General features: G+C 62.6%; 22 protein-coding genes and 1 tRNA gene. 6 read left to right on the forward strand and 17 right to left on the reverse strand.

The window, feature by feature from the left end; translation table 11 throughout:
- Positions 1-145: 145 nt before the first annotated feature.
- Positions 146-222: transfer RNA gene (locus NR126_RS16980), tRNA-Asp, on the forward strand.
- A 133-nt stretch (positions 223-355) separates the two neighbouring features.
- Here the strand turns inward: NR126_RS16980 and paaZ are convergent.
- From paaZ to paaF, 14 genes are all read right to left on the reverse strand, one after another.
- A complete protein-coding gene (paaZ, locus tag NR126_RS16985) occupies positions 356-2,410 on the reverse strand; it encodes a phenylacetic acid degradation bifunctional protein PaaZ (protein ID WP_027616080.1) in 2,055 nt (684 codons plus the stop codon).
- A 31-nt stretch (positions 2,411-2,441) separates the two neighbouring features.
- Entirely contained in the window at positions 2,442-4,082 is a 1,641-nt protein-coding gene (locus NR126_RS16990) for a cation acetate symporter (RefSeq protein ID WP_027616081.1), read from the reverse strand.
- Entirely contained in the window at positions 4,079-4,387 is a 309-nt protein-coding gene (locus NR126_RS16995; protein WP_256830677.1) for a DUF485 domain-containing protein, read from the reverse strand. Before NR126_RS16995 ends, NR126_RS16990 begins: the two co-directional genes overlap by 4 nt.
- Before the next feature lie 181 nt (positions 4,388-4,568).
- Positions 4,569-5,645 carry a 1,2-phenylacetyl-CoA epoxidase subunit PaaE gene (gene paaE / locus NR126_RS17000; protein ID WP_256830678.1) on the reverse strand — a complete coding sequence of 359 codons (1,077 nt, stop codon included), beginning with the start codon at positions 5,643-5,645 and terminating at the stop codon, positions 4,569-4,571.
- A gap of 33 nt (positions 5,646-5,678) precedes the next feature.
- Positions 5,679-6,212 (reverse strand): 1,2-phenylacetyl-CoA epoxidase subunit PaaD, encoded by a 534-nt coding sequence (gene paaD / locus NR126_RS17005; protein WP_027616084.1) that lies wholly within the window; start codon positions 6,210-6,212, stop codon positions 5,679-5,681.
- A complete protein-coding gene (gene paaC, locus NR126_RS17010) occupies positions 6,199-6,960 on the reverse strand; it encodes a 1,2-phenylacetyl-CoA epoxidase subunit PaaC (RefSeq protein WP_256830679.1) in 762 nt (253 codons plus the stop codon). Before paaC ends, paaD begins: the two co-directional genes overlap by 14 nt.
- A gap of 8 nt (positions 6,961-6,968) precedes the next feature.
- Positions 6,969-7,250, reverse strand: coding sequence for a 1,2-phenylacetyl-CoA epoxidase subunit PaaB (paaB, locus tag NR126_RS17015; RefSeq protein ID WP_007943393.1), 282 nt, complete (start codon positions 7,248-7,250; stop codon positions 6,969-6,971).
- A gap of 28 nt (positions 7,251-7,278) precedes the next feature.
- Positions 7,279-8,268 carry a 1,2-phenylacetyl-CoA epoxidase subunit PaaA gene (paaA, locus tag NR126_RS17020; protein WP_027616086.1) on the reverse strand — a complete coding sequence of 330 codons (990 nt, stop codon included), beginning with the start codon at positions 8,266-8,268 and terminating at the stop codon, positions 7,279-7,281.
- Positions 8,269-8,588: 320 nt separating this feature from the next.
- On the reverse strand, positions 8,589-9,914 hold the full coding sequence (gene paaK, locus NR126_RS17025) for a phenylacetate--CoA ligase PaaK (RefSeq protein WP_027616087.1): 1,326 nt from the start codon (positions 9,912-9,914) through the stop codon (positions 8,589-8,591).
- Positions 9,915-10,015: 101 nt separating this feature from the next.
- Entirely contained in the window at positions 10,016-11,227 is a 1,212-nt protein-coding gene (gene pcaF, locus NR126_RS17030) for a 3-oxoadipyl-CoA thiolase (protein ID WP_256830681.1), read from the reverse strand.
- The gene (gene paaI, locus NR126_RS17035; RefSeq protein WP_027616089.1) at positions 11,220-11,669 is read right to left on the reverse strand and encodes a hydroxyphenylacetyl-CoA thioesterase PaaI; all 450 of its coding nucleotides are present in this window, start codon (positions 11,667-11,669) and stop codon (positions 11,220-11,222) included. Before paaI ends, pcaF begins: the two co-directional genes overlap by 8 nt.
- Entirely contained in the window at positions 11,662-13,179 is a 1,518-nt protein-coding gene (paaH, locus tag NR126_RS17040; protein WP_256830683.1) for a 3-hydroxyacyl-CoA dehydrogenase PaaH, read from the reverse strand. The genes paaI and paaH overlap by 8 nt, the downstream gene beginning before the upstream one ends.
- 3 nt (positions 13,180-13,182) lie before the next feature.
- On the reverse strand, positions 13,183-13,974 hold the full coding sequence (paaG, locus tag NR126_RS17045) for a 2-(1,2-epoxy-1,2-dihydrophenyl)acetyl-CoA isomerase PaaG (protein WP_256830685.1): 792 nt from the start codon (positions 13,972-13,974) through the stop codon (positions 13,183-13,185).
- 49 nt (positions 13,975-14,023) lie between these two features.
- The gene (gene paaF / locus NR126_RS17050) at positions 14,024-14,797 is read right to left on the reverse strand and encodes a 2,3-dehydroadipyl-CoA hydratase PaaF (RefSeq protein WP_027616092.1); all 774 of its coding nucleotides are present in this window, start codon (positions 14,795-14,797) and stop codon (positions 14,024-14,026) included.
- A gap of 349 nt (positions 14,798-15,146) precedes the next feature.
- On the opposite strand from paaF, the gene paaY reads away from it, so the two are divergent.
- Genes paaY through feaR form a run of 3 tightly spaced genes read left to right on the forward strand, consistent with a single transcriptional unit; the run spans position 15,147 to position 17,693 of the window.
- The gene (paaY, locus tag NR126_RS17055) at positions 15,147-15,743 is read left to right on the forward strand and encodes a phenylacetic acid degradation protein PaaY (protein ID WP_027616093.1); all 597 of its coding nucleotides are present in this window, start codon (positions 15,147-15,149) and stop codon (positions 15,741-15,743) included.
- Positions 15,744-15,797: 54 nt separating this feature from the next.
- The gene (paaX, locus tag NR126_RS17060; RefSeq protein ID WP_027616094.1) at positions 15,798-16,721 is read left to right on the forward strand and encodes a phenylacetic acid degradation operon negative regulatory protein PaaX; all 924 of its coding nucleotides are present in this window, start codon (positions 15,798-15,800) and stop codon (positions 16,719-16,721) included.
- Positions 16,722-16,775: 54 nt separating this feature from the next.
- Positions 16,776-17,693, forward strand: coding sequence for a transcriptional regulator FeaR (gene feaR / locus NR126_RS17065; RefSeq protein WP_027616095.1), 918 nt, complete (start codon positions 16,776-16,778; stop codon positions 17,691-17,693).
- Positions 17,694-17,847: 154 nt separating this feature from the next.
- On the opposite strand, the gene NR126_RS17070 is transcribed toward feaR, so the two are convergent.
- The 3 genes from NR126_RS17070 to NR126_RS17080 all read right to left on the reverse strand — a co-directional run bounded on the left by NR126_RS17070 (position 17,848) and on the right by NR126_RS17080 (position 20,180).
- Positions 17,848-18,156: a hypothetical protein gene (locus NR126_RS17070; protein WP_256830688.1), complete on the reverse strand. Its 309-nt coding sequence runs from the start codon at positions 18,154-18,156 to the stop codon at positions 17,848-17,850.
- 73 nt (positions 18,157-18,229) lie between these two features.
- Entirely contained in the window at positions 18,230-19,681 is a 1,452-nt protein-coding gene (locus tag NR126_RS17075; protein WP_027616097.1) for a curlin, read from the reverse strand.
- Positions 19,682-19,712: 31 nt separating this feature from the next.
- Positions 19,713-20,180, reverse strand: coding sequence for a curlin (locus NR126_RS17080; protein WP_027616098.1), 468 nt, complete (start codon positions 20,178-20,180; stop codon positions 19,713-19,715).
- A 333-nt stretch (positions 20,181-20,513) separates the two neighbouring features.
- Between NR126_RS17080 and NR126_RS17085 the strand changes: the two genes are divergently transcribed.
- Both NR126_RS17085 and NR126_RS17090 read left to right on the forward strand, forming a co-directional pair.
- Positions 20,514-21,968, forward strand: coding sequence for a sensor histidine kinase (locus tag NR126_RS17085; protein ID WP_372826781.1), 1,455 nt, complete (start codon positions 20,514-20,516; stop codon positions 21,966-21,968).
- A gap of 173 nt (positions 21,969-22,141) precedes the next feature.
- The gene (locus tag NR126_RS17090) at positions 22,142-24,949 is read left to right on the forward strand and encodes a multicopper oxidase domain-containing protein (RefSeq protein ID WP_256830689.1); all 2,808 of its coding nucleotides are present in this window, start codon (positions 22,142-22,144) and stop codon (positions 24,947-24,949) included.
- Positions 24,950-24,964 lie beyond the last annotated feature (15 nt).

Consider the following 24,964-nt stretch of genomic DNA (forward strand, 5'->3'; position numbering starts at 1 on the left):
TACCGGCCTGTCACGCCGGGGGTCGCGGGTTCGAGTCCCGTCCGCTGCGCCATATTTTCCAGATCGGCTGACACCGGTTTGCGATTGCAGAGCCTCAAGGCTTTACAGTCAGACGAGTTCATCGGACGCAAGTCCACAGCGATACGCAGCGGTAGTTCAGTCGGTTAGAATACCGGCCTGTCACGCCGGGGGTCGCGGGTTCGAGTCCCGTCCGCTGCGCCATATCTGCTTCCCTCTGGAAGCCACGCAAAAAGCGGCCATTGGCCGCTTTTTGCGTTTCTGCCTTTCGCTGGAATCCAGCCCCTCAACGCAAAGGGCCGGTCATCAGGTTGATGACCGGCCCAGTCTTTCAGCTTCAGTCTTCGCGTTTGACCACCAGGGTCAGGATGTCATAACTGGCCACCAACTCACCCAGTTGGTTGGTCACTTCCACGTCCCACGCCACCACGCCTTGTGGGACGCCTTGCGGGCTCTTCTTGCCCTGATCGATCTTGCGCTTGCAGGTCAGGCGCGCCTGGATGGTGTCGCCGATGCCCACCGGGTTGATGAAGCGCAGGGTGTCCAGGCCGTAGTTGGCGAGTACCGGGCCGACGCCGGGGGATACGAACAGACCGGCCGCGGCCGATAGCACGAAGTAGCCGTGGGCGATGCGCTTGCCGAATTGCGATTCCTTGGCCGCAATGTCGTCGAAGTGCATGTAGAAGTGGTCGCCCGACAGGCAGCCGAAGTTCACCAGGTCGGCCTCGGTCACGGTGCGGCGGTGAGTCAGCAGCGACTCGCCGATCTGCAGGTCCTGGAAGTAGCGGCGGAACGGATGCACTTCGGTCTCGATGACCTTGGCGCCACGCACATATTCGCCAGTCACGGCGGCGAGCATGGTGGGCGAACCTTGAACCGCTGCACGTTGCAGGTAGTGTTTCACCGCGCGCAGGCCGCCGAGCTCTTCGCCGCCACCGGCACGACCCGGACCGCCATGCTTGAGTTGCGGCAATGGTGAGCCATGACCGGTGGATTCGCCGGCGCAGTTGCGATCCAGCACCAGCAGGCGGCCGTGCAGGGCGGCGGCGACCGGGATGGCCTTGGCGGCGATCTGTGGGTCCTTGGTCACCAGGCTGGCTACCAGGCTGCCTTTGCCGCGTGCGGCCAGGGCCAGGGCTTCGTCCAGGTCATCGTAGGCCATCAGGGTGCTGACCGGGCCGAACGCCTCGATGTCATGGGCGCCACCTTCGGCATGCGGGTCACGGGCCTGCAGCAGGGTCGGGGCGAAGAACGCACCTTTGTCGACATTTTCGCCACGAGGCTCAAAACCGTCGCGGGCACCGAACAGCAGGTCACTGCTCTGCAGCAGGGCTTCCAGGCGCTCGGCCACGTCTTTCTGCTGATCGTGGGAGGCCAGGGCGCCCATGCGCACGCCCTCCACCGACGGATCGCCGACGACGACTTTCGCCAGGCGATCGCGCAGACGGCTGGCCACGGCATCGATGTGCTTGGCCGGGACGATGGCGCGGCGGATGGCGGTGCATTTCTGCCCGGCCTTGGTGGTCATTTCCCGCGCCACTTCCTTGATGAACAGCTCGAATTCTTCGTCATCCGGGCTGACGTCCGGCGCCAGAATGGCGCAGTTCAGCGAGTCGGCTTCGGCGGTGAACGGAACCGAGTTGCGGATCAGGTTCGGATTGACCCGCAGCTTGGCCGCGGTGTCGGCGGACCCGGTGAAGGTCACCACGTCCTGGCCCTGCAGGCGGTCGAGCAGGTCGCCGGTGCCGCCGATGATCAGTTGCAGGCTGCCCGCTGGCAACAGGCCCGATTCGTCCATCAGGCGCACCACGGCTTCGGTCAGGTAGCTGGTGGCACTGGCCGGCTTGACAATGCATGGCATGCCGGCGAGGAAGCTCGGGGCGAATTTTTCCAGCATGCCCCAGATCGGGAAGTTGAACGCATTGATGTGCACCGCCACGCCACCGCGCGGTACGAGGATGTGGGTGCCGGCGAAGCTGCCGAGTTTGCTCAGTTGCAGCGCCGGGCCTTCGTGGACCACGTTGCCCGATGGCAGCTCGCGGGAGCCGAGGCCGGCGTAGGTGAACAGGGTGCTGTTGCCGCCCTCGATATCGATCCAGCTGTCGGCCCGGGTGGCGCCGCTGTGGTGGGAGATGGCGTACAGCTGTTCCTTGCGCTCGGCGAGGTACAGGGCCAGGGCCTTGAGGCGCTGGGCGCGTTGTTGGAAGTCCAGGGCCATCAGGCCGCTGACGCCCTGGCGACGGCCGTGCTCGATGGCTTCGGCGAAATCCGGGCGCTCTTCGTGGGTGCGGGCGATTTCATGGCCGTCGATGGCGCTGCGCAGGATCTGCGCACCTTGTTGGCCGATCCAGCGACCGGCGATGAAACTTTGCAGGGTAGGGGCGTGAGACATCACGAGTCCTCGGTGTCAGATAAACAGTGGATTAGTGCTGGCTGGCGCCCGAAGCGCCGATGCCAGTCATGGAACGAATGAACTGCGCCAGGTAGCGGCCGCGCTCGAGGACAGCCCGTGGCGAGCGGTCGGTGACGGAGAACAGCCAGGCACTGAAGAACGCCAGGCTCATGGAAAACAGCGCCGGGTTGGAGTACGGGAACAGCGCCTTGTCGTGATGCATGACGTTGACCCACACCGCCGGGCTCAGCACCAGCAGGACGATCGCCGAGACCAGGCCCGCCAGGCTGCCCAGCACCGCGCCGCGGGTGGTCAGGCCTTTCCAGTACATGGAAAGGAAGAGCACCGGGAAATTCACCGAGGCAGCGATGGCCAGTACCAGGCCGGAGAGGAAGGCGATGTTCTGCGATTCGAACAGCAGGCCGAGGATGATCGCCAGCACGCCGATGCACAGGGTGGCGATACGGGACACGCGCATCTCTTGTTTCTCGCTGGCCTGACCCTTGCGTATCACACAGGCATACAGGTCGTGGGACACTGCCGAGGCGCCGGACAGCGCCAGCCCGGCGACCACCGCCAGAATCGTCGCGAAGGCCACCGCCGAGATGAAGCCGAGGAACAGATTGCCGCCCACCGCTTGCGCCAGGTGCACCGCGACCATATTGCCGCCGCCGATGATCGCGCCGCTGGCGTCGCGGAAGCTCGGATCGGTGCCGACCATGACGATCGCGCCGAAGCCGACCACGATCAGCAGCAGGTAGAAATAGCCAATGAAACCGGTGGCGTAGAACACGCTTTTGCGCGCTTCCTTGGCATCGCTGACGGTGAAGAAGCGCATCAGGATGTGCGGCAGGCCGGCGGTACCGAAAATCATGCCCAGGCCCAGGGAAATCGCGTCAATCGGGTTGGACAGCAAGGCACCTGGGGCCATGATCGCGCTGCCTTTGGCGTGCACGGCGGTGGCGCCGGCAAACATCGCTTCGGTGCTGAAACCGAAATGCTTGAGCACCATGAACGCCATGAAGCTGGTGCCGAACAGCAGCATCACCGCCTTGATGATCTGCACCCAGGTGGTGGCGAGCATGCCGCCGAAGGTGACGTAGAACACCATCAGCACACCCACCAGCATCACTGCGTAGAGGTAGTCGATGCCGAACAGCAGTTCGATCAGTTTGCCGGCGCCGACCATTTGCGCCACCAGGTACATCAGCGCCACGGTGAGCGTGCCGAAGGCCGAGGTCAGGCGCACCGGGGTCTGTTCGAGGCGATAGGAGACCACGTCGGCAAAGGTGTATTTGCCCAGGTTGCGCAGGCGTTCGGCGATCAGGAACAGGATGATCGGCCAGCCGGCCAACACGCCGAGGGCGTAGAGCAGGCCGTCGTAGCCGTTGAGGAACATCATCGCCGAGATGCCGAGGAACGAGGCTGCCGAGATCATGTCGCCGGCAATCGCCAGGCCGTTCTGAAAGCCGGTCATGCCGCCGCCGGCGGTGTAGAAATCGCTGGCCGAACGGGTGCGCATGGCCGCCCAGCGGGTCACGCCGAGGGTGAACAGGACGAACACCAGGAACATGCCGATGGCGTTCCAGTTCAGGGGGCGGGTCGCGCTTTCAGCGGCCAACGCCAGATCGCTGACCGCTGCCAGCGACAACACAGCAAACAGACGGCTCATCGGGCGCACTCCTGCTTGAGTTTGTCGTTCAGTGGATCGATCAGGTGGTTGGCGCGATAGACGTAGAAACCGGTCAGGGCGAAGGCCAGCAGGACGATCACCACACCCACCAGCATGCCCACGGTGGTCACGCCGCCGCTCAGGGATTGGCCGAGGGTGGCCGGGGAAAACGCCACCAGCAACACGAAACCGAAGTAGATCACCAGCATGATCAGCGACAGTGGCCAGTAGAGCTTCTGTTTGCGCCGCACGAGGGTGATGAAGTCGGGGTGCTGGCGGATGAGTTCCAGGTCTTGCGGGCTCATGGTGACTCTCCTTTGTTGTTTTTGTTGTGGGTGAAACGGTGTATTCGGGTTGGAACCGGCCCCCTGTAGGAGCGAGCCTGCTCGCGATGGACCCGAGATCGCCGCGGGGTATCAGGCATCCAGCGTTATCGTTGACGACCATCGCGAGCAGGCTCGCTCCTACAAGGGTTTGGTGCTGCTTTTAGAGCTGATCGAAATCCAGCACCACCTTGTCGCTGATCGGGAAGGCCTGGCACGACAGCACGTAACCGGCAGCCACTTCGTAGTCTTCCAGGGCGTGGTTGCTGTCCATTTCCACTTCGCCCTCGATGACCTTGCACTTGCAGGTCGAGCACACGCCGGCCTTGCACGAGTAGGGCAGTTCAGCGCCCTGGGCGTTGCCGGCGTCGAGGATGCTCTGGCTGTTGCGCGGCAGGTCGAAGGCGAGGGCGCGGCCGTCGCTGATCACGGTGATCTGGCTGACCGCCGAATCCACCTGGCGGGCCGCCTCGCGGGCTTCGCGTTTCTGCTGGCTGCCGGCGGCGGCGAACAGTTCGAAGTGAATGCGCTCGGGTGCCATGCCCTTGGCCTTGAGGCTGTCGCGCACGGTTTCGGTCATTTCCTGTGGGCCGCAGATGAAGGCGGCGTCGAGGGCCTTGACGTCGAGCCAGCGGCTGAACAGCTGCTCGCATTTCTCGGCGTTGATCCGTCCGTTGTAGAGGTCGACATCCTGTTGCTCGCGGCTGAACACGAAGATCAGGTTCAGGCGTTGCAGGTAGCGATTCTTCAGGTCTTCGAGCTGTTCACGAAACAGCGCGCCGGAGCTGGAGCGGTTGCCATACAGCAGGGTGACGCGGCTGTGGGGCTCGGTTTCCAGGGTGGTCTTGATGATCGACAGGATCGGCGTGATGCCGCTGCCGGCCGCGACGGCCAGATAGTTGCCGTGGCGTGCCGGGTCCAGCTCGACGCTGAAATGTCCGGCGGGTGGCATCACTTCGAGGCTGTGACCGGCTTTCAGCTGTTCGTTGGCAAAGGCGGAAAAACGCCCGCCCGCCACCCGCTTGATGGCCACGCGCAGTTCGCCGTCGTGGATGCCGGTGCAGATCGAGTAGGAGCGGCGCACTTCTTCGCCGTCCATCAGGGTGCGCATCACCAGGTGCTGGCCCTGGGTGAAGTGGAAGCTGTCCTGCAGATCCTGGGGAATCTCGAAGGCGATGGACACCGCGTCACGGGTCTCGGTGCGCACGTCCTTGATGGTCAGGCTGTGAAATTTGCTCATTGTTATTCTCCAGCTGAGACGGTCAAACGCCGCTCAGATGCACTTGAAATAGTCGAACGGTTCCCGGCAATCGACGCAGCGGTACAGGGCCTTGCACGCGGTGGAGCCGAACTCGCTGAGCACCTCGGTGTGGGCGCTGCCGCATTGCGGGCACACAACCTGCGGGCTTTCACCCAGCAGGCTGCGCTTGCTGGTACTGCCCTCGGGCGGCGCAATGCCGTAGGCCCGCAGGCGTTCGCGGCCGCTGGCGCTGATCCAGTCGGTGGTCCAGGCCGGGGTCAACTTGCGTTCCAGCAGTGGTGCCTGGAAACCGCCCAGCTCCAGGGCCTGGCGGATATCGCTTTCGATCACTTCGGTGGCCGGGCAACCGGAGTAGGTCGGGGTGACCACCACGTGCAGGTGCCCAGCCTGCCAGTCGAGGTCGCGGACAATCCCCAGGTCGACCACGCTGACCACTGGGACTTCCGGGTCCATGACCTCGGCGAGGATCGCCCAGGCCGCCGCCAGGTCGGTCGGTTGGGCCGCCCGGGCGCCGAGGTCGCTGGCGATCAACTCACCAGGTTGCATCGGGGTACGCTCGTGGCAGGAACTGCATTTCGGCCAGCAGGATGCCCAGGTGCTCGGTGTGCAGGCCCTTGCGTGCATTCAGGTAGAAGAAGCTCGCTGCCGCCGGGACCGGCAGGGTGGCGCTGGCGAAAATCGCTTCGACCTTGGCTTGCCAGGCGGTGGCGACTTGCGCGGTGGCTGGGGTGATACCGGCATCGCACAGGCGCTGTTCGCTGTCATCGGCGGCGAGCAGCTCGATGGTGAAGCGCCAGACTTCAGGGATCGCCGCGAGCATGCGCTGGTGGCTTTCCTCGGTGCCGTCGCCCAGGCGCTCGACCCATTCGCTGGAACGACGCAGGTGATAGGTCACTTCCTTCACGGCCTTGGCGGCAATCGCGGCGATTCGTTCATCGCTGGATTGGCTCAGGCTCTTGAGCACTTGCAGGTGCCAGGCGTCGTAGAGGAATTGCTTGAGGATGGTCACCGCGTAGTCGCCGTTGGGTTGTTCCACCAGCAGCAGGTTGCGGTAGGCGCGCTCATCGCGGCGGAACGCCAGGTGATCGGCGTCGCGGCCGTCATTCAGCAGTTCTGCAGCGTATTCCAGCCAGTTGCGCGCCTGGCCGACGAGGTCGAGGCCGACGTTCATCAGTGCCAACTCTTCTTCCAGCGCCGGCGCCTTGCCGCACCATTGGCACAGGCGCTGGCCCTGGATCAGGGCGCTGTCGCCGAGGCGCAGCAGGTATTCGATCAGATCAGTCTTGTTGTCCATGGTCGACCTCACATGTGCCCGACTTCGGCCGGCAGCTCGTAGAAGCTGGCGTGGCGGTAAACCTTGTCGTCCGACGGGTCGAACAGCGGGTCTTTTTCATCCGGCGAGGAGGCGGTGATCAGCGCTGACGGCACCACCCACAGGCTCACGCCTTCGCTGCGACGGGTGTACAGCTCGCGGGCGTTCTCGATGGCCATGGTGGTGTCGGCGGCATGCACGCTGCCGACGTGCTTGTGGTTGAGGCCGTGCTTGCTGCGCACGAAGACTTCGAAGAGGGTCCACTCGGACATTTCAATTACTCCACATCAGGTGGCCGAATCAGGCGGCGTTCTTGTTTTGTTTTTTGCGGGCGTGGGCGACGGCGGCTTCGCGTACCCAGGCACCGTCTTCAATCGCCTTGCGGCGGGTGGCGACGCGTTCCTGGTTGCACGGGCCGTTGCCCTTCAACACTTCGTAGAATTCGTTCCACTGGATCTCGCCGAAATCGTAATGGCCGCGCTCGGCGTTCCATTTCAGGTCCGGGTCGGGGCAGGTGCAGCCCAGCAATTCCAGCTGCGGGATGGTCTGGTCGATGAAGCGCTGGCGCAGTTCGTCGTTGCTCTGGCGTTTGATTTTCCAGGCCATGGACTGGGCGCTGTTGGGCGAGTGTTCGTCGCTTGGGCCGAACATCATCAACGACGGCCACCACAGACGGTTGATCGCGTCCTGGACCATGTCTTTTTGCGCCTGGGTACCGTGGCGCATCATGGTCAGGAGGATTTCGTAGCCCTGGCGCTGGTGGAAGCTCTCTTCCTTGCAGATGCGGATCATCGCCCGCGAGTACGGGCCGTAGGAGGTGCGTTGCAGCACCACCTGGTTGACGATCGCCGCACCATCCACCAGCCAGCCCACCGCGCCCATGTCGGCCCAGTTCAGCGTCGGGTAATTGAAGATGCTCGAATACTTCGCCTTGCCGCTGTGCAGCTTGTCGATTTCTGTATCGCGATCGGCGCCCAGGGTTTCCATGGCGCTGTACAGATACAGACCGTGACCGGCTTCGTCCTGAATCTTGGCCATCAATTGCAGTTTGCGTTTGAGCGATGGCGCGCGGGTGACCCAGTTGCCCTCGGGCAGCATGCCGACGATTTCGGAGTGGGCGTGCTGCGAAATCTGCCGGATCAAAGTCTGGCGGTAGGCATCTGGCATCCAGTTCTTGGCTTCGATCTTGATTTCAGCATCGATTTTTTCCTGAAAGGCGCGTTCCTCTGCGGACATCTCCGAGAGTTCCTTGATCCGCTTGACGCCGGTTTCTACAAGCTGTGCGTACATTCTTATTCTCCCGCCTGGGCACTGTTCTTTGGCATGGGAACTTTATAAGCGATACAGAAATTAATATCAAACGCAAAATGACGTGTCGCATTGTTTTTTGTATCGCTTTGGGATGAGTGGTGGGTTTATGGGACCTATTTCCCCTGTTGGAGCGAGCCTGCTCGCGATGAACCAGAGATCGCCTGGTTGTGTCAGGCCACACGCGTCATCGTTGACGACCATCGCGAGCAGGCTCGCTCCTACAGGGGGGGCGGTGGTTGGTGACCAAAAAACCGGCCAAAAAAAACCCCGCAATGGCGGGGCTATAAAAGGTGCAGCAGTCATGCTTTAGGGCGTTTGTCCACCACGTGGCAGGCCTTGCCTTCGGAACGCTTGATCGAGTGGAACGGCTGCAGGACGATCCGCGAGCTGATGCCGATGTAGGTCTTGATGTGCTTGCTCAGTTCGTTGCACACGGCCTTTTGCTGGTCATCGCCCAAGTGCTGGTGGTCGGCCTTGAGTTCGACATGCACATCGACGCTGTCGAGGTTGCCGTTGCGATACAGATGGATCTCGTAGCACTCGGCAAGCTGTTTGACTTTCAGCACCTGCTCCTCGATTTGCGTCGGGAACACGTTGACCCCGCGGATGATCAGCATGTCATCGCTGCGGCCGGTGATTTTGTCGATACGGCGCATCGGCCGCGCGGTGCCCGGCAGCAGGCGCGTCAGGTCGCGGGTGCGGTAGCGGATCATCGGCAGGGCTTCTTTGCTCAGGGAGGTGAACACCAGTTCGCCCATCTGTCCGTCCGGCAGCACTTCGCCGGTGATCGGGTCGATGATTTCCGGGTAAAAGTGGTCTTCCCAGATGGTCGGGCCGTCCTTGGTCTCGGCACATTCCATGGCGACGCCCGGGCCCATGATTTCCGAGAGGCCGTAGATGTCCAGGGCGGTGATGCCCAGGCGCTCCTCGATGGCGCGGCGCAGTTCGGCGGTCCACGGCTCGGCGCCGAAGATGCCCAGGCGCAGGGCCAGTTTGTGCGGGTCGATGCCCTGGCGCTCGATCTCATCAGCCAGGTTCAGCATGTAGGACGGGGTGACCATGATGATGTCCGGCTGGAAGTCCTTGATCAGTTGCACCTGCTTCTCGGTCTGGCCGCCGGACATCGGGATCACCGTGCAACCCAGGCGTTCGGCACCGTAGTGCGCGCCAAGGCCGCCGGTGAACAGGCCGTAGCCATAGGAAATATGCACCTTGTCGCCACGTCGCCCACCTGCCGCGCGGATCGAACGGGCAACCACGTTGGCCCAGGTGTCGATATCGTTCTGGGTGTAGCCGACCACGGTCGGTTTGCCGGTGGTGCCGCTGGAGGCGTGCAGGCGCACGACGTCGTTCATCGGCACGGCAAACATGCCGTAGGGGTAGTTGTCGCGCAGGTCGGACTTGGTGGTGAAGGGGAATTTCGCCAGGTCCTCAAGGGACTTGATGTCATCCGGGTGCACGCCCAGGGCATCGAAGCGCTGACGGTACAGCGGCACGTTTTGGTAGGCGTGGGACAGGCTCCAGCGCATACGCTCCAGCTGGTGCTGGCGCAACTCGTCGACACTGGCGGTTTCCAGCGGGTCCAGCTGTGGGTCGAGCACGGCTTTGGCTATTGGCATGTTCATGGTTTCACTCGAATTGTTTTTGTGTTTCAGCCCCCGCACACAGGGGGCTTGAGTGCATGCCCCAAGGATACCGCTGTCGGCTCCCCGGGAATCGCGTTTCTTTAGTGGGACAGCCGCTCGATGACCAGCGCGATCCCTTGGCCGACGCCGATGCACATGGTGCACAGGGCATACCGGCCATTGCGTTCTTCCAGCTCCTGCAGGGCGGTGGTCACAAGGCGCGCGCCGCTCATGCCCAAGGGGTGACCCAGGGCAATCGCGCCACCGTTGGGGTTGATCCTTGGATCGGTATCGTCCAGGCCCAGTTCGCGCAGCACGGCCAGGCCCTGGGCGGCGAACGCCTCGTTGAGTTCGATGACGTCCATGTCCGCCAGGCTCAGGTTGGCCAGCTCCAGCACCTTGCGCGTCGCCGGCACCGGGCCGATGCCCATGATCCGTGGTTCGACGCCGGCGGTGGCCATTGCTACCACGCGTCCGCGAGCCGTCAGGCCGTGGCGCTTGGCGACTTCAGGGCTGGCCAGCAGCAGGGCGCAGGCACCGTCATTGACCCCGGAAGCGTTTCCGGCGGTGACGCTGCCGCCTTCGCGAAATGGCGTACCCAGTTTGGCCAATTGCTCAAGGGTGGTGTCGCCGCGCGGGTGCTCATCGTGCTCGATCACTTTGGCCGGGCCTTTGCGCTGCGGGATTGTCACCGCGACGATTTCCTTGGCCAGGCGTCCATTGGCCTGGGCCGCTGCTGCACGTTGCTGGCTGCGCAGGGCAAAGGCGTCCTGGTCGGCGCGGGAAATGTTGAACTGAGCGGCGACGTTCTCGGCGGTTTCCGGCATCGAATCGATGCCGAAGGCTTTTTTCATCAGCGGATTGACGAAACGCCAGCCGATGGTGGTGTCGAAGATCTCGGCCTGACGGGAAAACGCCTGCTCGGCCTTGCCCATCACCAGTGGTGCACGGGACATCGACTCGACGCCACCCACCAGCATCAACCCGGCTTCGCCGCTGCGAATCGCCCGCGCTGCCGTGCCGATCGCATCCAGCCCCGAACCGCACAGGCGGTTGAGGGTGGTGCCGGGCACGCTGACCGGCAACCCGGCCAGCAGCGCCGACATGCGGGCGACGTTGCGGTTGTCTTCGCCGGCCTGGTTGGCGCAGCCGTATATCACGTCGTCGACGTGGCTCCAGTCCACCTGCGGATAACGGCGCAGCAGTTCGCGTAGCGGCACCGCGCCGAGGTCGTCGGCACGCACGCTGCTCAGGACGCCGGCGTAGCGGCCGATCGGGGTGCGCACCGCATCAATGATCAGGGCGTCATTCATTTGAGTTCTCCGGCGTCAGCACCGGGCCGCGCACTTTGTAGGATTTGCCATGGAACAGGGCGATCAACTGACCCTGCTGGTTTTCAATACGGACGTCGTAGTTGCCGGTGCGGCCTGAGCGGCTTTGCTCGCTGCAGTCGGCATTCAGGGTGTCGCCCAGGCGGGCCGGGGCGATGTAGTCGATGCTGCAGCCGATGGCCACGGTGGCTTCGTTGTAACTGTTGCAGGCGAAGGCGAACGCCGAATCGGCGAGCGCGAACAGGTAGCCGCCATGGCAGGTGCCGTGGCCCTGCAACATGTCGGCGCGGACCGTCATGCCGACGCGTGCACTGCCGGGGCCGGCGGACAGCAAGCGCATGCCCATGCCGAGGCTGGCGTTGTCGCGACTGAGCAGTGTCTGCGCGCAATCGCTGGCGAGTTTCATGGCGTCATGATCAATCATGCAATGTTCTCCCTTCGGCCAGCCGACGACGCAGCAACAGCGACGGCCGGTAGCGTTCTTCGCCATAGCTGGCTTGCAGGTTGTCCAGGGTCCTGACTACGTGCCCCAGGCCAATGGCATCGGCCCAAGCCAGCGGGCCTTGCGGGTAGTTGACCCCGGCGCGCATCGCCAGATCGATGTCGGCAGCCGAGGCCACGCCTTGCAGCAGGGCGTCGGCGGCTTCATTGGCGAGCATGGCCACGGTGCGCAATACCGCCAGCGCCGGGCTGTCGCTGAGCAGGCTGATCGTGAGGCCGGCGCGTTGCAGCAGCGCCACGCCTTGTTCCAGGGCCAGCGGATCGATCCCGGCCGCGTGGCTAATGGCGATGCGCTTGGCGCTGCGGTAGTCGTGTGCCAGATCCAGCAGGATCAGGTTGCGCAAGCCGTCTTCGCGGGCGCGTTGGCAGGCCATGCGCCCGTCGCTCAGGGCCAGCACCGCATCGCCGACCCGCAGCAGGCCCGAGCCGTCACGCTGAATGACTTCGACGCCGTGTTCGCGCAGGCGTGGCAGGAGCTCGCGGGCAATGCCCAGCTCGCCTTCGACCACGCAGACCGCCGCGCTGGCAGCGCTGGAGATGTGCTGCGGTAGCGGACGCACCGCACCTTCGGCATAGCTATAGAAACCCTGACCGCTCTTGCGGCCCAAGCGTCCGCCATCCACCAGTTCCTTCTGGATCAGCGACGGCAGGAAACGGCTGTCCTGGTAGTAGGCATCGAATACCGAGCAGGTGACGGCGTAGTTGACGTCGTGACCGATCAGGTCGGTCAACTCGAAGGCGCCCATGGCAAAGCCACCGGCCTCGCGCATCAGGGCGTCCAGGGTCGGGCAATCGGCAGCGCCTTCCTGCAACAGGCGCAGGCTTTCGGCGTAGAACGGCCGGGCCACGCGGTTGACAATAAAACCCGGGGTGGAGCGGGTGTGCACCGGTTTTTTGCCCCAGGCCCTGGCGGTGTCGTACAGGCAATCGGCCAAGGCCGGAGCGCTGGCCAGCCCCGAAACGATTTCCACCAACGCCATGACTGGCGCCGGGTTGAAGAAGTGCAGGCCGAGCAGGCGCTGTGGATGGCGCAGTTGCGCGGCAATGCTGGTGATCGACAGCGACGAGGTATTGCTGGCGAGGATGCAGTGCTCGCCGCAAATCTCCTCAAGCTGACGGAACAGCACGCGCTTGACCTCTAGGTTCTCGACGATGGCCTCGATGATCAGCTCGCAATCCGCCAGGGCGTCGATGGCTTCTACCGCTTGCAGGCGGGCAACGGTGGCGCTGCGCGACTCGGCAGACAGTTTGCCGTTGTCGACGCGCTTGCCCAGTTGCCGATCAATGCCTTCGATGGCCTGGGCGGCAGCGCCCGGGCGGTTGTCCAGCAGCAGTACCGGATGACCGGCCTGCGCCGCGACCTGGGCAATCCCGGCGCCCATGGCCCCGGCGCCGATCACGGCGATGCGTGCAGTGGTGTTCAGTGCGGTCATGACTCAGCGTCCCTTGAAGGTCGGGGTGCGTTTTTCCATGAAGGCACCGACGCCTTCGCGGTAATCCTCGCTGCGCCCGGCCAGGCGCTGCAGGTCGCGTTCCAGGTCGAGTTGTTCGTCAAAGCTGTTGCTCAGGCTGGCGTTCAGGCTGCGTTTGATCAGTGCCAGGCCATAGGTCGGCTGGGTGGCCAGGTGTTGCGCCAGCTTCAGCGCTTCGGCGCGCAGCTCGGCGTCGTCCACGCAACGGTAGATCAGGCCCCATTGTTCAGCCTGTTCTGCCGTCAGGCGGTTGCCGAGCAGGGCCAGGGCCTTGGCGCGGGCCATGCCGACCAGCCGTGGCAAGGTCCAGGTGCCGCCGGAATCGGGGATCAGGCCGATCTTGCAGAACGCCTGGATGAAGCTGGCCGAACGTGCCGCCAGCACCAGGTCGCAGGAGAGCGGAATATTCGCGCCGGCACCGGCGGCCACGCCGTTGACCGCGCAGATCACCGGCAACGGCAGGTCGCGCAATTGGCGGATCAGCGGGTTGTAGAACTTCTCGATCGACTCGCCCAGGTCCGGTGCGGCACTGCCCGGTGCGACGTTGCGGTCGCTCAAGTCCTGGCCTGCACAGAAGCCGCGACCTTCGCCGGTTAGCAGCAGTACACGGACGTCCGGGTTGTTGCGCACCTGTTTCAGCGCTTCCTTCACTTCGCCATGCATCTGCGTGTTGAAGCTGTTCAGTTGCTCCGGGCGATTGAGACTGAGCAGGGCGACGCCGGCGTCGATGGAAAACAGGATGTGTTCGAAATTCATGGTCTAGGCGCTCTCTGGGAGGTCGTTCGCTGTTCAGGTATTCGGGGCGTTACTGGCCGGTGAAGGACGGCGCGCGTTTTTCCTGGAAGGCAGCAATGCCTTCCTCGCGATCGCGGGTGCCGGCCAGCACGGTGAAGGCATGGCGCTCAAAGCGCAGGCCACTGGCCAGGTCGGTGTCCATGGCCTTGAGCAGGGCTTCCTTGGCCAGACGCACCGCCAACGGCGCCTTGCTGGCGATGCTGCGGGCAATGTGCAGGGCGCGCTCGACGGTGAACTCCGGCTGGGTCACTTCGCTGACCAGCCCGGCACGTTGCGCCAGGCGTGCGTCGATCGGCTCGCCGGTGAGGACCATCTGCATCGCCATGGATTTACCGACGGCACGTAGCAGGCGTTGGGTGCCACCTGCGCCAGGCATGATCCCGAGGTTGATTTCCGGCTGACCGAAGCGTGCGTCTTCGCCGGCAATGATGATGTCGGCATGCATCGCCAGCTCGCAGCCGCCACCCAGGGCGAAGCCGTTGACCGCCGCGATCAGTGGTTTGTTGAAACGAGTGATGGCTTGCCAGGACGCCTGGCGCGGATCGTCGAGGATGCCGACCAGGTCACGCTCGGCCATTTCCTTGATATCGGCACCGGCGGCAAACGCCTTGCGGCTGCCGGTAATGACTACAGCACGGGTATCGAGATCGGCCTGGGCAACGCTCAACGCGTCTGCCAACTCGCCCAGCAACTGGGTGTTCAAGGCATTCAAGGCTTGCGGGCGCTGCAGGGTAATCAGGCGGACGCCGGGCTCGATCAGCTCGACGGCAAGGGTTAGCGGCATGGTGGGTGCCCTCACGGTGCACGCTCGGCGGTGCGCCGGCTTGTTATTGGATCGACCGCTGGGGGTCGGTTTTCGCCGAGTATACCTACAACGTGATACGCAAATGCAATACTAAAAGTTAATTAGCGTGTCCTATTTGCTCGATTTATGAGTCCAGTTGATGTGTAGTTGGGCTCCTGTGTATAGGGTTTTCCGCCGTTTTTATTGGCTTTTATCGCGGTTTTTGGAGAGCGGGACAGGTCGTCGGAAAGTGCCGTTTCAAGTGATACGCTTTTTAGCCTTTGTGATGTTAAAAGCGATGTGATACAAAATAAGTCAATATCTGCATCGCTTTGTGAAGGAAGCTGCTATGACCTGCTACAGCCTCGACGGCCTGACCCCGGTGGTTGATCCCAGCGCCTATGTGCATCCGTCCGCCGTATTGATCGGTGACGTGATCATCGGCCCCCATTGCTATGTCGGGCCGCTGGCCAGCCTGCGCGGCGACTTCGGGCGGATCGTCCTGGAGGAGGGCGCCAATCTGCAGGACACCTGCGTGATGCACGGCTTTCCCGACAGCGACACGGTGGTCGAGCGCAATGGCCATATCGGCCACGGCGCGGTGTTGCACGGTTGCCGGATCGGCGCCGACGCGCTGGTGGGCATGAATGCGGTGGTGATGGACAACGCGCGGATCGGCGCGCGCTCATTCGTCTCGGCGGCCGCCTTCGTCAAGGCCGGCTTCGAGTGCCCCGAGCAGTCACTGGTGATGGGCGCGCCGGCCAGCATCAAACGCAGCCTCAGCGATCAGGAAGTGGCCTGGAAACAGGCCGGCACCCGCGAGTATCAGCAATTGGCCAAGCGTTGCCTGGAACAGATGCAGGTCTGCGAGCCGTTGACCGAGCCGGAAGCGGATCGCCCACGGATCAGCGACAGCGGGTTACGGCCCAAGGGTGCTGCTTCATAAGCAGCACTGACTGGCTTTCGGTATATTCCCTTTCTTTTTTCGCTCGGTACGCCCATGTCGTCCCTGACTCCCTTGAATCACCTGATTACCCGCTTCCAGGAACAGACGCCCATCCGCGCCAGCTCCCTGATCATCACCCTGTACGGTGATGCCATCGAGCCCCATGGCGGCACCGTCTGGCTGGGCAGCCTGATTCAATTGCTGGAACCGATAGGGATCAACGAACGGCTGATCCGCACCTCGATTTTCCGTTTGACCAAAGAAGGCTGGCTGACCGCCGAGAAAGTCGGTCGGCGCAGCTACTACAGCCTCACCGGCACCGGTCGCCGGCGTTTCGACAAGGCCTTCAAGCGGGTCTACAGCACCAGCATGCCGGCCTGGGACGGCTCCTGGTGCCTGGTGATGCTCTCGCAACTGAGCCAGGACAAACGCAAGCAAGTGCGCGAAGAGCTGGAGTGGCAAGGCTTCGGCGCGATCTCGCCGGTGGTGCTGGCCAGCCCGCGCAGTGACCGTGGTGACGTCAACGCGACCCTGCTGGATCTGGGCGTGCTGGAGGAGACCATCGTCTTCGAAACCACCGCGCAGGACGTGCTGGCGTCGAAGGCGTTACGCATGCAAGTGCGCGAGAGCTGGAGTATCGAGGAGTTGGCGGCGCATTACAGTGAGTTCATCCAGTTGTTCCGACCGCTCTGGCAAGCACTGCGCGAGCAGGAGACCCTGCAACCGGAGGACTGTTTCCTGGCACGTGTCCTGCTTATCCATGAATACCGCAAACTGCTTCTGCGTGACCCGCAGTTGCCGGACGAACTCTTGCCCGGCGACTGGGAAGGCCGCGCCGCGCGCCAGTTGTGCCGCAATATCTATCGGCTGATCTACGCCAAGGCCGAAGAGTGGCTCAACAGTGCACTGGAAACCGCCGACGGCCCCTTGCCGGATGTGGGTGACAGCTTCTACCGCCGCTTCGGAGGCCTGAAGTAAGGAGTGACGGGTACTGGCGTAGACAATAAAAACAAGCCTGCGTGAGGTCTGGAAATGATGCCTTCAAGTGCACAGCGTGCTGATGGATTCGAGCAGTGGATCCATCAGATCAATCAAGTCTGCGGCGCCTTCGATGCACAAACATTGGGCGGCGGCTTCAGTGGACAGATTCGCCCCTACCAGAGTGGTGCGCTGAAACTCAGCGTGGTCGATGCCTGTCAGGCAAGGTTGTTCCGCACCCCGGCGCAAATCGCCGCAGGCGAGGGCAGCAAATTCTTCGCCGTGTTCCAGCTCGACGGCGAAGCCGACATGGCCCAGGGCGACAGCAAAGCGCTGCTGCGAACCGGCGACATCACCCTGATCGACGCTTCCCGGCCCAGCGACTTCACCTACACCGGTAACTCCCGACAGTTGTCGCTGATCCTGCCATCGGAAGCGCTGCGTCAGGCCCTGCAGTTCAACCCGGTGGCCTGCGCCCGGCGCATCGCCGGCACCACGCCGCTGGCCCGGCTGTCGCGGCAACTGATCCTGGAGGCGACGCGCCAGGACAACCTGACCCTGCAGGAGAGCGAAGCGACCCTGGAGGCGATCATCAGCCTGCTACGCCCGGCGCTCTGCGCGGCCGATGACAGCAACGACGTCCACGAACGGGTGTTTCGCAAGACCCTGGAGTGCATCGACCGGCACATCCAGTCCGAGGAGTTGTGCCCCGAATGGCTGGCCAGGGAAGTCGGCATGTCAGTACGCGGGCTGTACCGGATCTTCTCCAGAAAAGGTCTGGTGGTTGCGCGCTACATCAAGAATCGCCGCCTCGACCTGTGTGCCGAGTCCCTGCGCAAATCATCCAGCGAGCAAAAGCTCTCGGTGCTGGGCTATTCATGGGGCTTCTCCGACTCCAGCCATTTTTCCACGGCGTTCAAGTCCAGGTTCGGCATCGCGCCGGGGGAGTATCGCAAGCAGCATGCGGGGTGAGAGTGGCGTCCGAGGTGTGCCGCCTATAAACGGCGGAGCAGGGCGACCCGGCGGCGGCCAACCTGCAAGCCGCGCTGAATCGCCTGATCAAGCTGCCGGCTGACAGCCCGTAACGCACCAGACTCTCGGCCCAGGCCTACGATCAGCTCAAGGCTTAAGCGCCTTTCTCGCCAAGACCCTCATTGCCGCCGAAACCGAGCGCGACGGCATCTCGACCGGCATCTGGCAAGCGCTGACGCCCGAACTCTGGAAGTTCTACGCCGAGCAACTGCCAGCCCATCCGGAGTGGCGCCTCGAGACCGATCCGAAGTTGGTGGCCCAGGTGGAATTTACGCACCGAGCTGGGTACCGGGCCGCTGGAGTTGCTGAAACTACGCGGGTTTGAATTGCCGACTGAGGTGTTTTTGCAGGAGGGGGCCAAGGCCAGGCCGGTCACGAAGAAACGCAAATCCGGGTAAAACAAAAAAACCTGCGAAGCTCCCCCCTCGCAGGTTTTTCCGTTTCAACCCTTCGATGCAACGCAAGCATCCTCCTCCTTACTGTTGCACCACATTGGCTTTGTTGCCGTCGCCGGTCTGTTGCACGTTGCTGTATTGCGAATTGCCGCTCTGGTTGATGGTGGCGCTGTTGTTGTTGCCGCCCTGGGTCACGTAGGCCAGGTTGAGGTTGTCGGTCTGGGTGATGGTGATGGTGTTGTCTTCACCGTACAGCTGGGTGGTGTAGGCCTGGTTGTCGCCGCCCGACTGGTCGAGCTCGACTTTGTTGCGGGTACCTTCGGTGGTGCCTTGCGCCAGGTTGCCGGTGCCGCGCTGGTCGGCGATGAGGATGTTGTCGGTGCCGTTCTGGTCGAACCACAGTTCGTTGTTGGTATCGGCCTGGACCACGGTGGCGGTGTTGCCGTCCAGATGCTGGTTCAGGTTCAGCACATGGCCGCTGTCTTTCTGGGTGAAGTTGGCGGTGTTGCCGTTACCCGATTGATTGATATTGGCCGTTTGGTTGCTGCCGAACTGGCCACCCAACTGCGGGCCTTTCCAGTTGCTGGCGTAGACCTTGTTGTCCTGGCCCACGGACGACACGTTGAGGGTCTGGTTGTCACCGGTCTGGTAGGTGTAATGCAGGTTGGAGGTGCCATCCTGGTAGATCGACAGTTTCGCCTGGTTGGCCTCGTACTGGTCGGCATACACGGCGTTGGTGTCGCCGGATTGGCCCACCAGGGCGGTGTTGTTTTCACCAAAGCTCTGGTCGATCCCGGTTTCGTTGGCGACGCCGTATTGATTGATCGTGGACTGGCTGTTGGTCTGCCCCTCTTGCCAGACTTCAACGCCGTGACCCTCACCGTTCTGGTTGACGTTCGATTTGCTGCCGCTGCCATAGCGCTGGTCGCTGTAGGCATAGTTGTTATCGCCGGTCTGACGGATCTCGATCTGGCCGTCCTGGTGATTGATGTGCTCGCTGGTGCCATAGTTGCCGTTACCGGTCTGGATCACCAGGGCACTGTTCCGGGCGCCGCCGTCCTCCAGCTGTTCGATATTCGCTTCGTTATAGTCGCCGAGCTGCTGGGTCGTGCCCTTGCTGTCCGATTGACGTTCCTGATAGACGAACGAGAGGTTGCCGCTGCCGTTCTGTTCCTGCACGGCTTCGTTGCCCCCGCCGCCGATTGACTGGCTGGCATGGGCGGAGTTGAAGCTGCCTTCCTGGGTCACGCTGATGGTGCTGTTGTTGTCGTCGATCTGTTCGGCATAGCTGGCGTTGTAGTCGCCGTTCTGGGTTTGCTCGATGGTACTGCTGGCCAGTTGCTGCTTGGCGGCCACATCGTTGCCCGTGCCGGTCTGGTTCTGGGTGGTGGTGCTGGCCGAAGCCTGGATCTGCAGGACATCGGCGATGTTTTCGGTACCGTCCTGAGTCTGGTTGGAAATGCTGTTGGCGGCCATTGCCTGGGCGCTGAGGACGATCAGAATCGCGGCGCTGAGGGGTTTCAAAGAGAACATGGTATTACCTCCTAAGGGATTGGTGCCTGGTCTAGCGATACTGCTGAACCGAAACGCTCATACCGTTGCCCGACTGCGTCACGGCGCTTTGCAGCCCCGTACCGGCCTGATCGATGCTTGCGTTGTTGTTGCTGCCGTTTTGTGAAATCTGTGCCCGATTGCTGCTGCCGGTCTGGGTGATCGAGGCCGCGTTGCCGTAGCCCTGTTGCGTGATCAAGGCCATCAGGTCGTTGCCCTGCTGCAGAATCCAGGCCTCCTGATTACTTCCCGACTGGACGATATTGCCCAGCAGTGACTGGCCGCTCTGTTGAATGCCGGCCTGGTTGCTCATGCCGTTCTGGTTGATCAGCGCTTGCTGGCCAACCGGTGGTGGCAGTTCACCCAGATCGGTGGCGGCTGCCAGGTCGTCGTTGTCCATCAGGTCGTCGGCCCATGCGCCCGAACCCGGCAGGTTCAGGAGCAACGACAGGCAGAGCGCGGTGAGGGTCAACGGTTTCATGGCAAGCTCCTGGAGACCTGGCCAGATCCACCGGTGGCAAACCGGTGGGGATGGGCTCAGTGGCTCAGTTCGAGTTACAGGGTCTTCGGCAACTCCCATGCCAACAGCCTGAAAAAGCCCTGTGATGACCGTGCCAGAGCGGTTTAAGCGAAAGATTGGGGTGTCCGGTGGTCAAGCGGGGAGGGCGTTTACCCCCAGGTTTGGGGGGGCGGGGATGCGGGGGGTGGGTGGTTTAGCGGCTAAACATCGCCCGCCGCCGAGCAAAAACATGGCAGTGCGCTATAACCCATATACGGGTGCCGGAGCCCGGAGCCGGAAGCCAACTGGATGAATATGCCCATAAAACTCGGCCGGCAAAAAAACCAGGACGCCGCCTCGGGGTCGCCACAGGTGACCTTCAATCTGTTGCGGTGGTTCTCCTTCGTCAGCCTGGGAATCATCGGAACCGTGGCGGTTGGCCTCGGTGCGGTTTCCACGCGTTTTGTGATCACCGAAAGCGTCCAGCGCGATGCACTGCTGACCGCGCAATTCATTCAGGCGATTGCTTCGGCCGAAGTGCGGCATGTGTCGATTGCCAACGTGCGGACCATGGGTGAATTGCTCGACCCGCGTCAGGACCATCAATTTCCCGACGTTGATCCATTGGCCCGTGCCGCGGCCAGGGGCGAATTCCTCGATCATGTCGCGCACTTGCCCGATGTGCTGCTGGCGAACATTTACGCCCCCGATCGCACGGTGATCTGGTCGACCAATCCGGAGCTGATCGGCACGCGGATTCATACCGATGAAGACCTCGACTACGCCTTCGATAACAAGGTGCCGGTCTCGGCCAGTTATCACGACGTGGATCGCACGCGCCTGGAGCAGAAATTCCTCAATCCGCCGGATTTCCTGTTCATCGAAAATTACATCCCGCTGTTCGATGTCGATGGCAAGAACGTCTCGGCGATGGTCGAGATCTATAAGGAACCCAAGGACCTGATCAATCGGATCGAGCGCGGGTTGGTGATGATCTGGCTGGCCACCGCGCTGGGGGGCGGGCTGATCTACCTCGGCCTGTACTGGATCGTGCGGCGCGCGGCCATGCTGCTGGCGCAACAGCAGCGCCAGTTGGTGACCAACGAAACCTTTGTGGCGCTGGGGGAAATGTCCTCGGCGGTGGCCCACAGCCTGCGCAACCCGTTGGCGACCATTCGCTCCAGTGCCGAACTGGCGCTGGAGTTCGACGACGGGGCGGCACATAAAAATATCAACGACATCATTGCCCAGGTCGATCGCATGTCGAAGTGGGTGCGCGAGCTGCTGCAGTCCCTGCGCCCGCTGACCGACGATGCCGAGGCGGTGAATCTGGTGGCGACTATCCAGGACAGCCTGGCGGCGTTCGAACAGCAGATCACCCGGTCCCGAACCCAGGTGCTGTTCACTCCGCAGATCACCCCCATGGTCCTCAGTCAGCAGGTGCAACTCACGCAAATACTCAACAGCCTGATTGCCAATGCGCTGGAAGCCATGGGCCGTGATGGCACGCTTGGCATCAGTGTGCAGGCGGAGGAAGGGCAGCGGGTGAGTGTGGTGATCAGCGATACCGGCAAGGGCATGAACGAGGAACAGCGCAGCATGGCCTTTCGTCCATTTTTCACCACCAAACAAGGCGGGCTGGGGGTGGGACTGGTGCTGGTCAAACGCATCATGGAGCGTTTTTCTGGCAGCGTGAGCCTCGACAGTCACGAAGGCGAGGGCACCTCGGTGCGCTTGAACTTCAAGGCTGTCCCCGGTGATCGGGTGTGAACTTTCCCCGCAAGCGGGTGTCATTCCCCGGTTTTTCCCACCTGTGATGTTTTGACATATTTTGTAACATCTTGTTTTTTTAAGGGTTAATACTTTCGCGAGATGCCATCTCCAGTGTGGCGAGGTAATTGCTCATAGCCATTACCTCTCCAAAAAACTCGAGGTGGTTGGCAATGACTAGAAATACGCGGCACCCGTTCAAGTGGATTGGCCTGCTGACGCCGTTGAGCGTCTGCGTGGCGTTGGCTGTGGGTTCCTTCGAGCTTCAGGCCAGCCCCATCGATGACGAAAACCAGCCCGAAGCGTCTGACCCCTCGGCCTATCAGGACGAGCCGTCCGACGAACCGGCGGCCCTCAGCAGTATCCTGACCATGCCAGAGGCCAACGAAGATTCCTTCGATTTGCCCAACTACGTCAAAGGCACCAAGACCGATCTGCGGGTGGAAAACGTGCTGCCGCCGGCGGCGCAGACCAGTTTCAACTACCCCACCAATGGCAAGCCCAGCCCGTTGTTCGGTGCGTTGCCGTTTACCCAGCAGTTGCTGCTGTTCGAAGAATTCGGCCCGGAAAAACTCGATCCCACCACGCCGGCCGCACCCTTGGGCTTTCCGGTGGCGGCCATCGGCCCGGCACCGGAGCAGGACCCCGTCAGCGCAGCTCGCAGTGGGCCGCCCAGTGCCGAACTGGACGCCTTTCTGCGTCAGCCCGGCCTGACGCCGTTCCCCAGCCAGGTGTCGAACACGGTCGACCGCAACCCCTGGCAGGCGCAGATCGAGTATTTCCTCAACCGCCACATTGGCTCCTCCGCCGAGGGCCGGCCGCCGGGAAAAGGCTGGTCACACCAGCGCTGGAACGAGTTCTACCCGCAGGCGGCCTACAAGACCGTGCAAACCGGGATCCGGGTCAATCGCGGCTTGCGTGATGCGCGGCAAATGCATGGCTACGCGTTGGGCGAGTTCGGCCCTGGCGGGCTGTACCACAACGTAGCCGGCGTTCCCGCGACCAATGGCACTTCCAAAGGCGTCGACCCGCGGATTCACCCCAATATGCCGGCGCAGAACCACAACTCGGTGTGGACGTTCGATGGCACCCTGCCGCCCAAGCTGCTGATGGTGCGCTATGGCCAGCCGGTGATGATGCGCCACTACAACGGCTTGCCGATCGATCCCTCGGCCAACGCCGGATTCGGCCTGCACACCATTTCCACCCATGAGCACAACGGCCACAACCCGGCCGAAAGTGACGGCTATGCCAACTCGTTCTTTTTCCCCGGGCAGTACTACGACTACCGCTGGCCGGTGCAGTTGGCCGGCTATGACAGCATCAACACCAGCGCCCAGGACCCGCGCGCGGCGTTTCCCTGCTCGCCGGGCGAGACCCTGTGGGTCAACGACGCCAACCCCGGGCGCAAGACCTGCGACCACGGCACCATCAAGATTCGTGGCGACTATCGCGAGACCATGAGCACCCACTGGTTCCACGACCACATGCTCGATTTCACCGCGCAGAACGTCTACAAGGGCAATGCGGCGATGATGAATTACTACAGCGCCCTGGACCGTGGCAACGAGTCGGTGGACGACGGCGTTAACCTGCGATTCCCCAGCGGCAACGCCCTGGCATGGGGGAACCGCGACTACGACATTAACCTGTTGTTTGCTGACAAGGCGTGGGATCAGAACGGCCAACTGTGGTTCAACCCGTTCAATACCGATGGCTTTATCGGCGACCAGGTGCTGGTCAACTGGCAATACAAACCGACCCTGGACGTGCGGGCGCGCAGTTACCGCTTCCGTATCCTCAATGGCTCGGTGTCGCGCTACTTCAAGCTGGCGATCGTGCGCGAAATCAAGGGCAGCAGTGGCGAGTTCCAGGGGCCGAAAAATTCCGGCCTGTCCTACAGCCGCGTACCGTTCCACATGATTGCCAACGACGGCAACATCATGGAGCACAGCGTGCCGTTCGACGGCAGCATGGACCTCGACGCCGATGGCGATAAGCAGAATCACAACGCGATCCTGCCGACCCAGGGCATCGCTGAACGCTTCGACATCATCGTCAACTTCGCGAAAAACGGCGTCAAGCCAGGCGACAAACTGTTTGTGGTCAACCTGCAGGCCCAGGACGACGGCAAGGGGCCGAAAGAGGTCATCCCCCTGGGCGACGTGCTGTCGGAAAAATACCTGGCAGTGATCAAACAGACCAGCAAGGGTCCGCAGTGGGACAAGGGCGATCCGGCGGTGGGTAAAGTCCTGCAGCTCAACGTCAAGGCCTACACTGGACAAGACTTGGCCATGGATCCGACGGCCTACGAACCGGCCAAGCCCGGCAAGGCCGAGGGCAAGGTGATGATCCCGCTGAAGATCCACCGCGACAACCCGGCTGACCAGGCCCTGCTGGCCAACGCCCGGCACCGCACGTTCATCTTCGGCCGCTCCGACGGCACCGATGAAGCACCCTGGACGGTGAAAACCGATGGCGGCTTCGGCTATCACATGGATCCGCGCCGGCTCAACGCTTCGACGCAGTTGGCCAGTGGCCCCACCGATGCCGGGGTCAACGGTTTCGGCACCCTTGAGGTGTGGAATATCAAGGCTGGCGGCAAGGGCTGGAGCCATCCGGTTCACGTGCACTTCGAGGAGGGCATCATTCTCAGCCGCGGTGGCAAGGCGCCGCCAGAGTGGGAGAAGTGGGCACGCAAGGACGTCTATCGCATCGGTTCGGAAGCCGATGGGCTGGACAGCGTCGAAATGGCGATCAACTTCCGCGAATTTGCCGGGACCTACATGGAGCACTGTCACAACACCCAGCACGAGGACAACTCGATGCTGCTGCGTTGGGACATCGAACACCCCGGGCAATTCCAGTTGATGCCAACGCCGCTGCCAAGCTGGGATGGCGTGCGCTATGTGAACTCTGCCGCGCTGCCGACCTTCCGCAGCGGTGACGGCAAGGGCCCACAAGTGGCTGTGAAAAAATAACCTGTCGAGGAGCCG

Origin of the sequence: Pseudomonas sp. Pse1, from assembly GCF_024519635.1 — a bacterium.
Classification (GTDB): domain Bacteria; phylum Pseudomonadota; class Gammaproteobacteria; order Pseudomonadales; family Pseudomonadaceae; genus Aquipseudomonas.

Coding starts and splice junctions, on each gene's coding strand:
- paaH (WP_256830683.1), bottom strand. CDS start 13,179: ATGACCGCACTGAACACCACTGCACGCATCGCCGTGATCGGCGCCGGG.
- paaI (WP_027616089.1), bottom strand. CDS start 11,669: ATGATTGATCATGACGCCATGAAACTCGCCAGCGATTGCGCGCAGACA.
- paaY (WP_027616093.1), top strand. CDS start 15,147: ATGACCTGCTACAGCCTCGACGGCCTGACCCCGGTGGTTGATCCCAGC.
- paaA (WP_027616086.1), bottom strand. CDS start 8,268: ATGTACGCACAGCTTGTAGAAACCGGCGTCAAGCGGATCAAGGAACTC.
- paaD (WP_027616084.1), bottom strand. CDS start 6,212: ATGCAACCTGGTGAGTTGATCGCCAGCGACCTCGGCGCCCGGGCGGCC.
- paaK (WP_027616087.1), bottom strand. CDS start 9,914: ATGAACATGCCAATAGCCAAAGCCGTGCTCGACCCACAGCTGGACCCG.
- NR126_RS17085 (WP_372826781.1), top strand. CDS start 20,514: ATGCCCATAAAACTCGGCCGGCAAAAAAACCAGGACGCCGCCTCGGGG.
- pcaF (WP_256830681.1), bottom strand. CDS start 11,227: ATGAATGACGCCCTGATCATTGATGCGGTGCGCACCCCGATCGGCCGC.
- NR126_RS16995 (WP_256830677.1), bottom strand. CDS start 4,387: ATGAGCCCGCAAGACCTGGAACTCATCCGCCAGCACCCCGACTTCATC.
- paaB (WP_007943393.1), bottom strand. CDS start 7,250: ATGTCCGAGTGGACCCTCTTCGAAGTCTTCGTGCGCAGCAAGCACGGC.
- paaG (WP_256830685.1), bottom strand. CDS start 13,974: ATGAATTTCGAACACATCCTGTTTTCCATCGACGCCGGCGTCGCCCTG.
- NR126_RS16990 (WP_027616081.1), bottom strand. CDS start 4,082: ATGAGCCGTCTGTTTGCTGTGTTGTCGCTGGCAGCGGTCAGCGATCTG.
- NR126_RS17075 (WP_027616097.1), bottom strand. CDS start 19,681: ATGTTCTCTTTGAAACCCCTCAGCGCCGCGATTCTGATCGTCCTCAGC.
- paaZ (WP_027616080.1), bottom strand. CDS start 2,410: ATGTCTCACGCCCCTACCCTGCAAAGTTTCATCGCCGGTCGCTGGATC.
- paaF (WP_027616092.1), bottom strand. CDS start 14,797: ATGCCGCTAACCCTTGCCGTCGAGCTGATCGAGCCCGGCGTCCGCCTG.
- paaE (WP_256830678.1), bottom strand. CDS start 5,645: ATGAGCAAATTTCACAGCCTGACCATCAAGGACGTGCGCACCGAGACC.
- NR126_RS17090 (WP_256830689.1), top strand. CDS start 22,142: ATGACTAGAAATACGCGGCACCCGTTCAAGTGGATTGGCCTGCTGACG.
- paaC (WP_256830679.1), bottom strand. CDS start 6,960: ATGGACAACAAGACTGATCTGATCGAATACCTGCTGCGCCTCGGCGAC.
- paaX (WP_027616094.1), top strand. CDS start 15,798: ATGTCGTCCCTGACTCCCTTGAATCACCTGATTACCCGCTTCCAGGAA.
- feaR (WP_027616095.1), top strand. CDS start 16,776: ATGATGCCTTCAAGTGCACAGCGTGCTGATGGATTCGAGCAGTGGATC.
- NR126_RS17080 (WP_027616098.1), bottom strand. CDS start 20,180: ATGAAACCGTTGACCCTCACCGCGCTCTGCCTGTCGTTGCTCCTGAAC.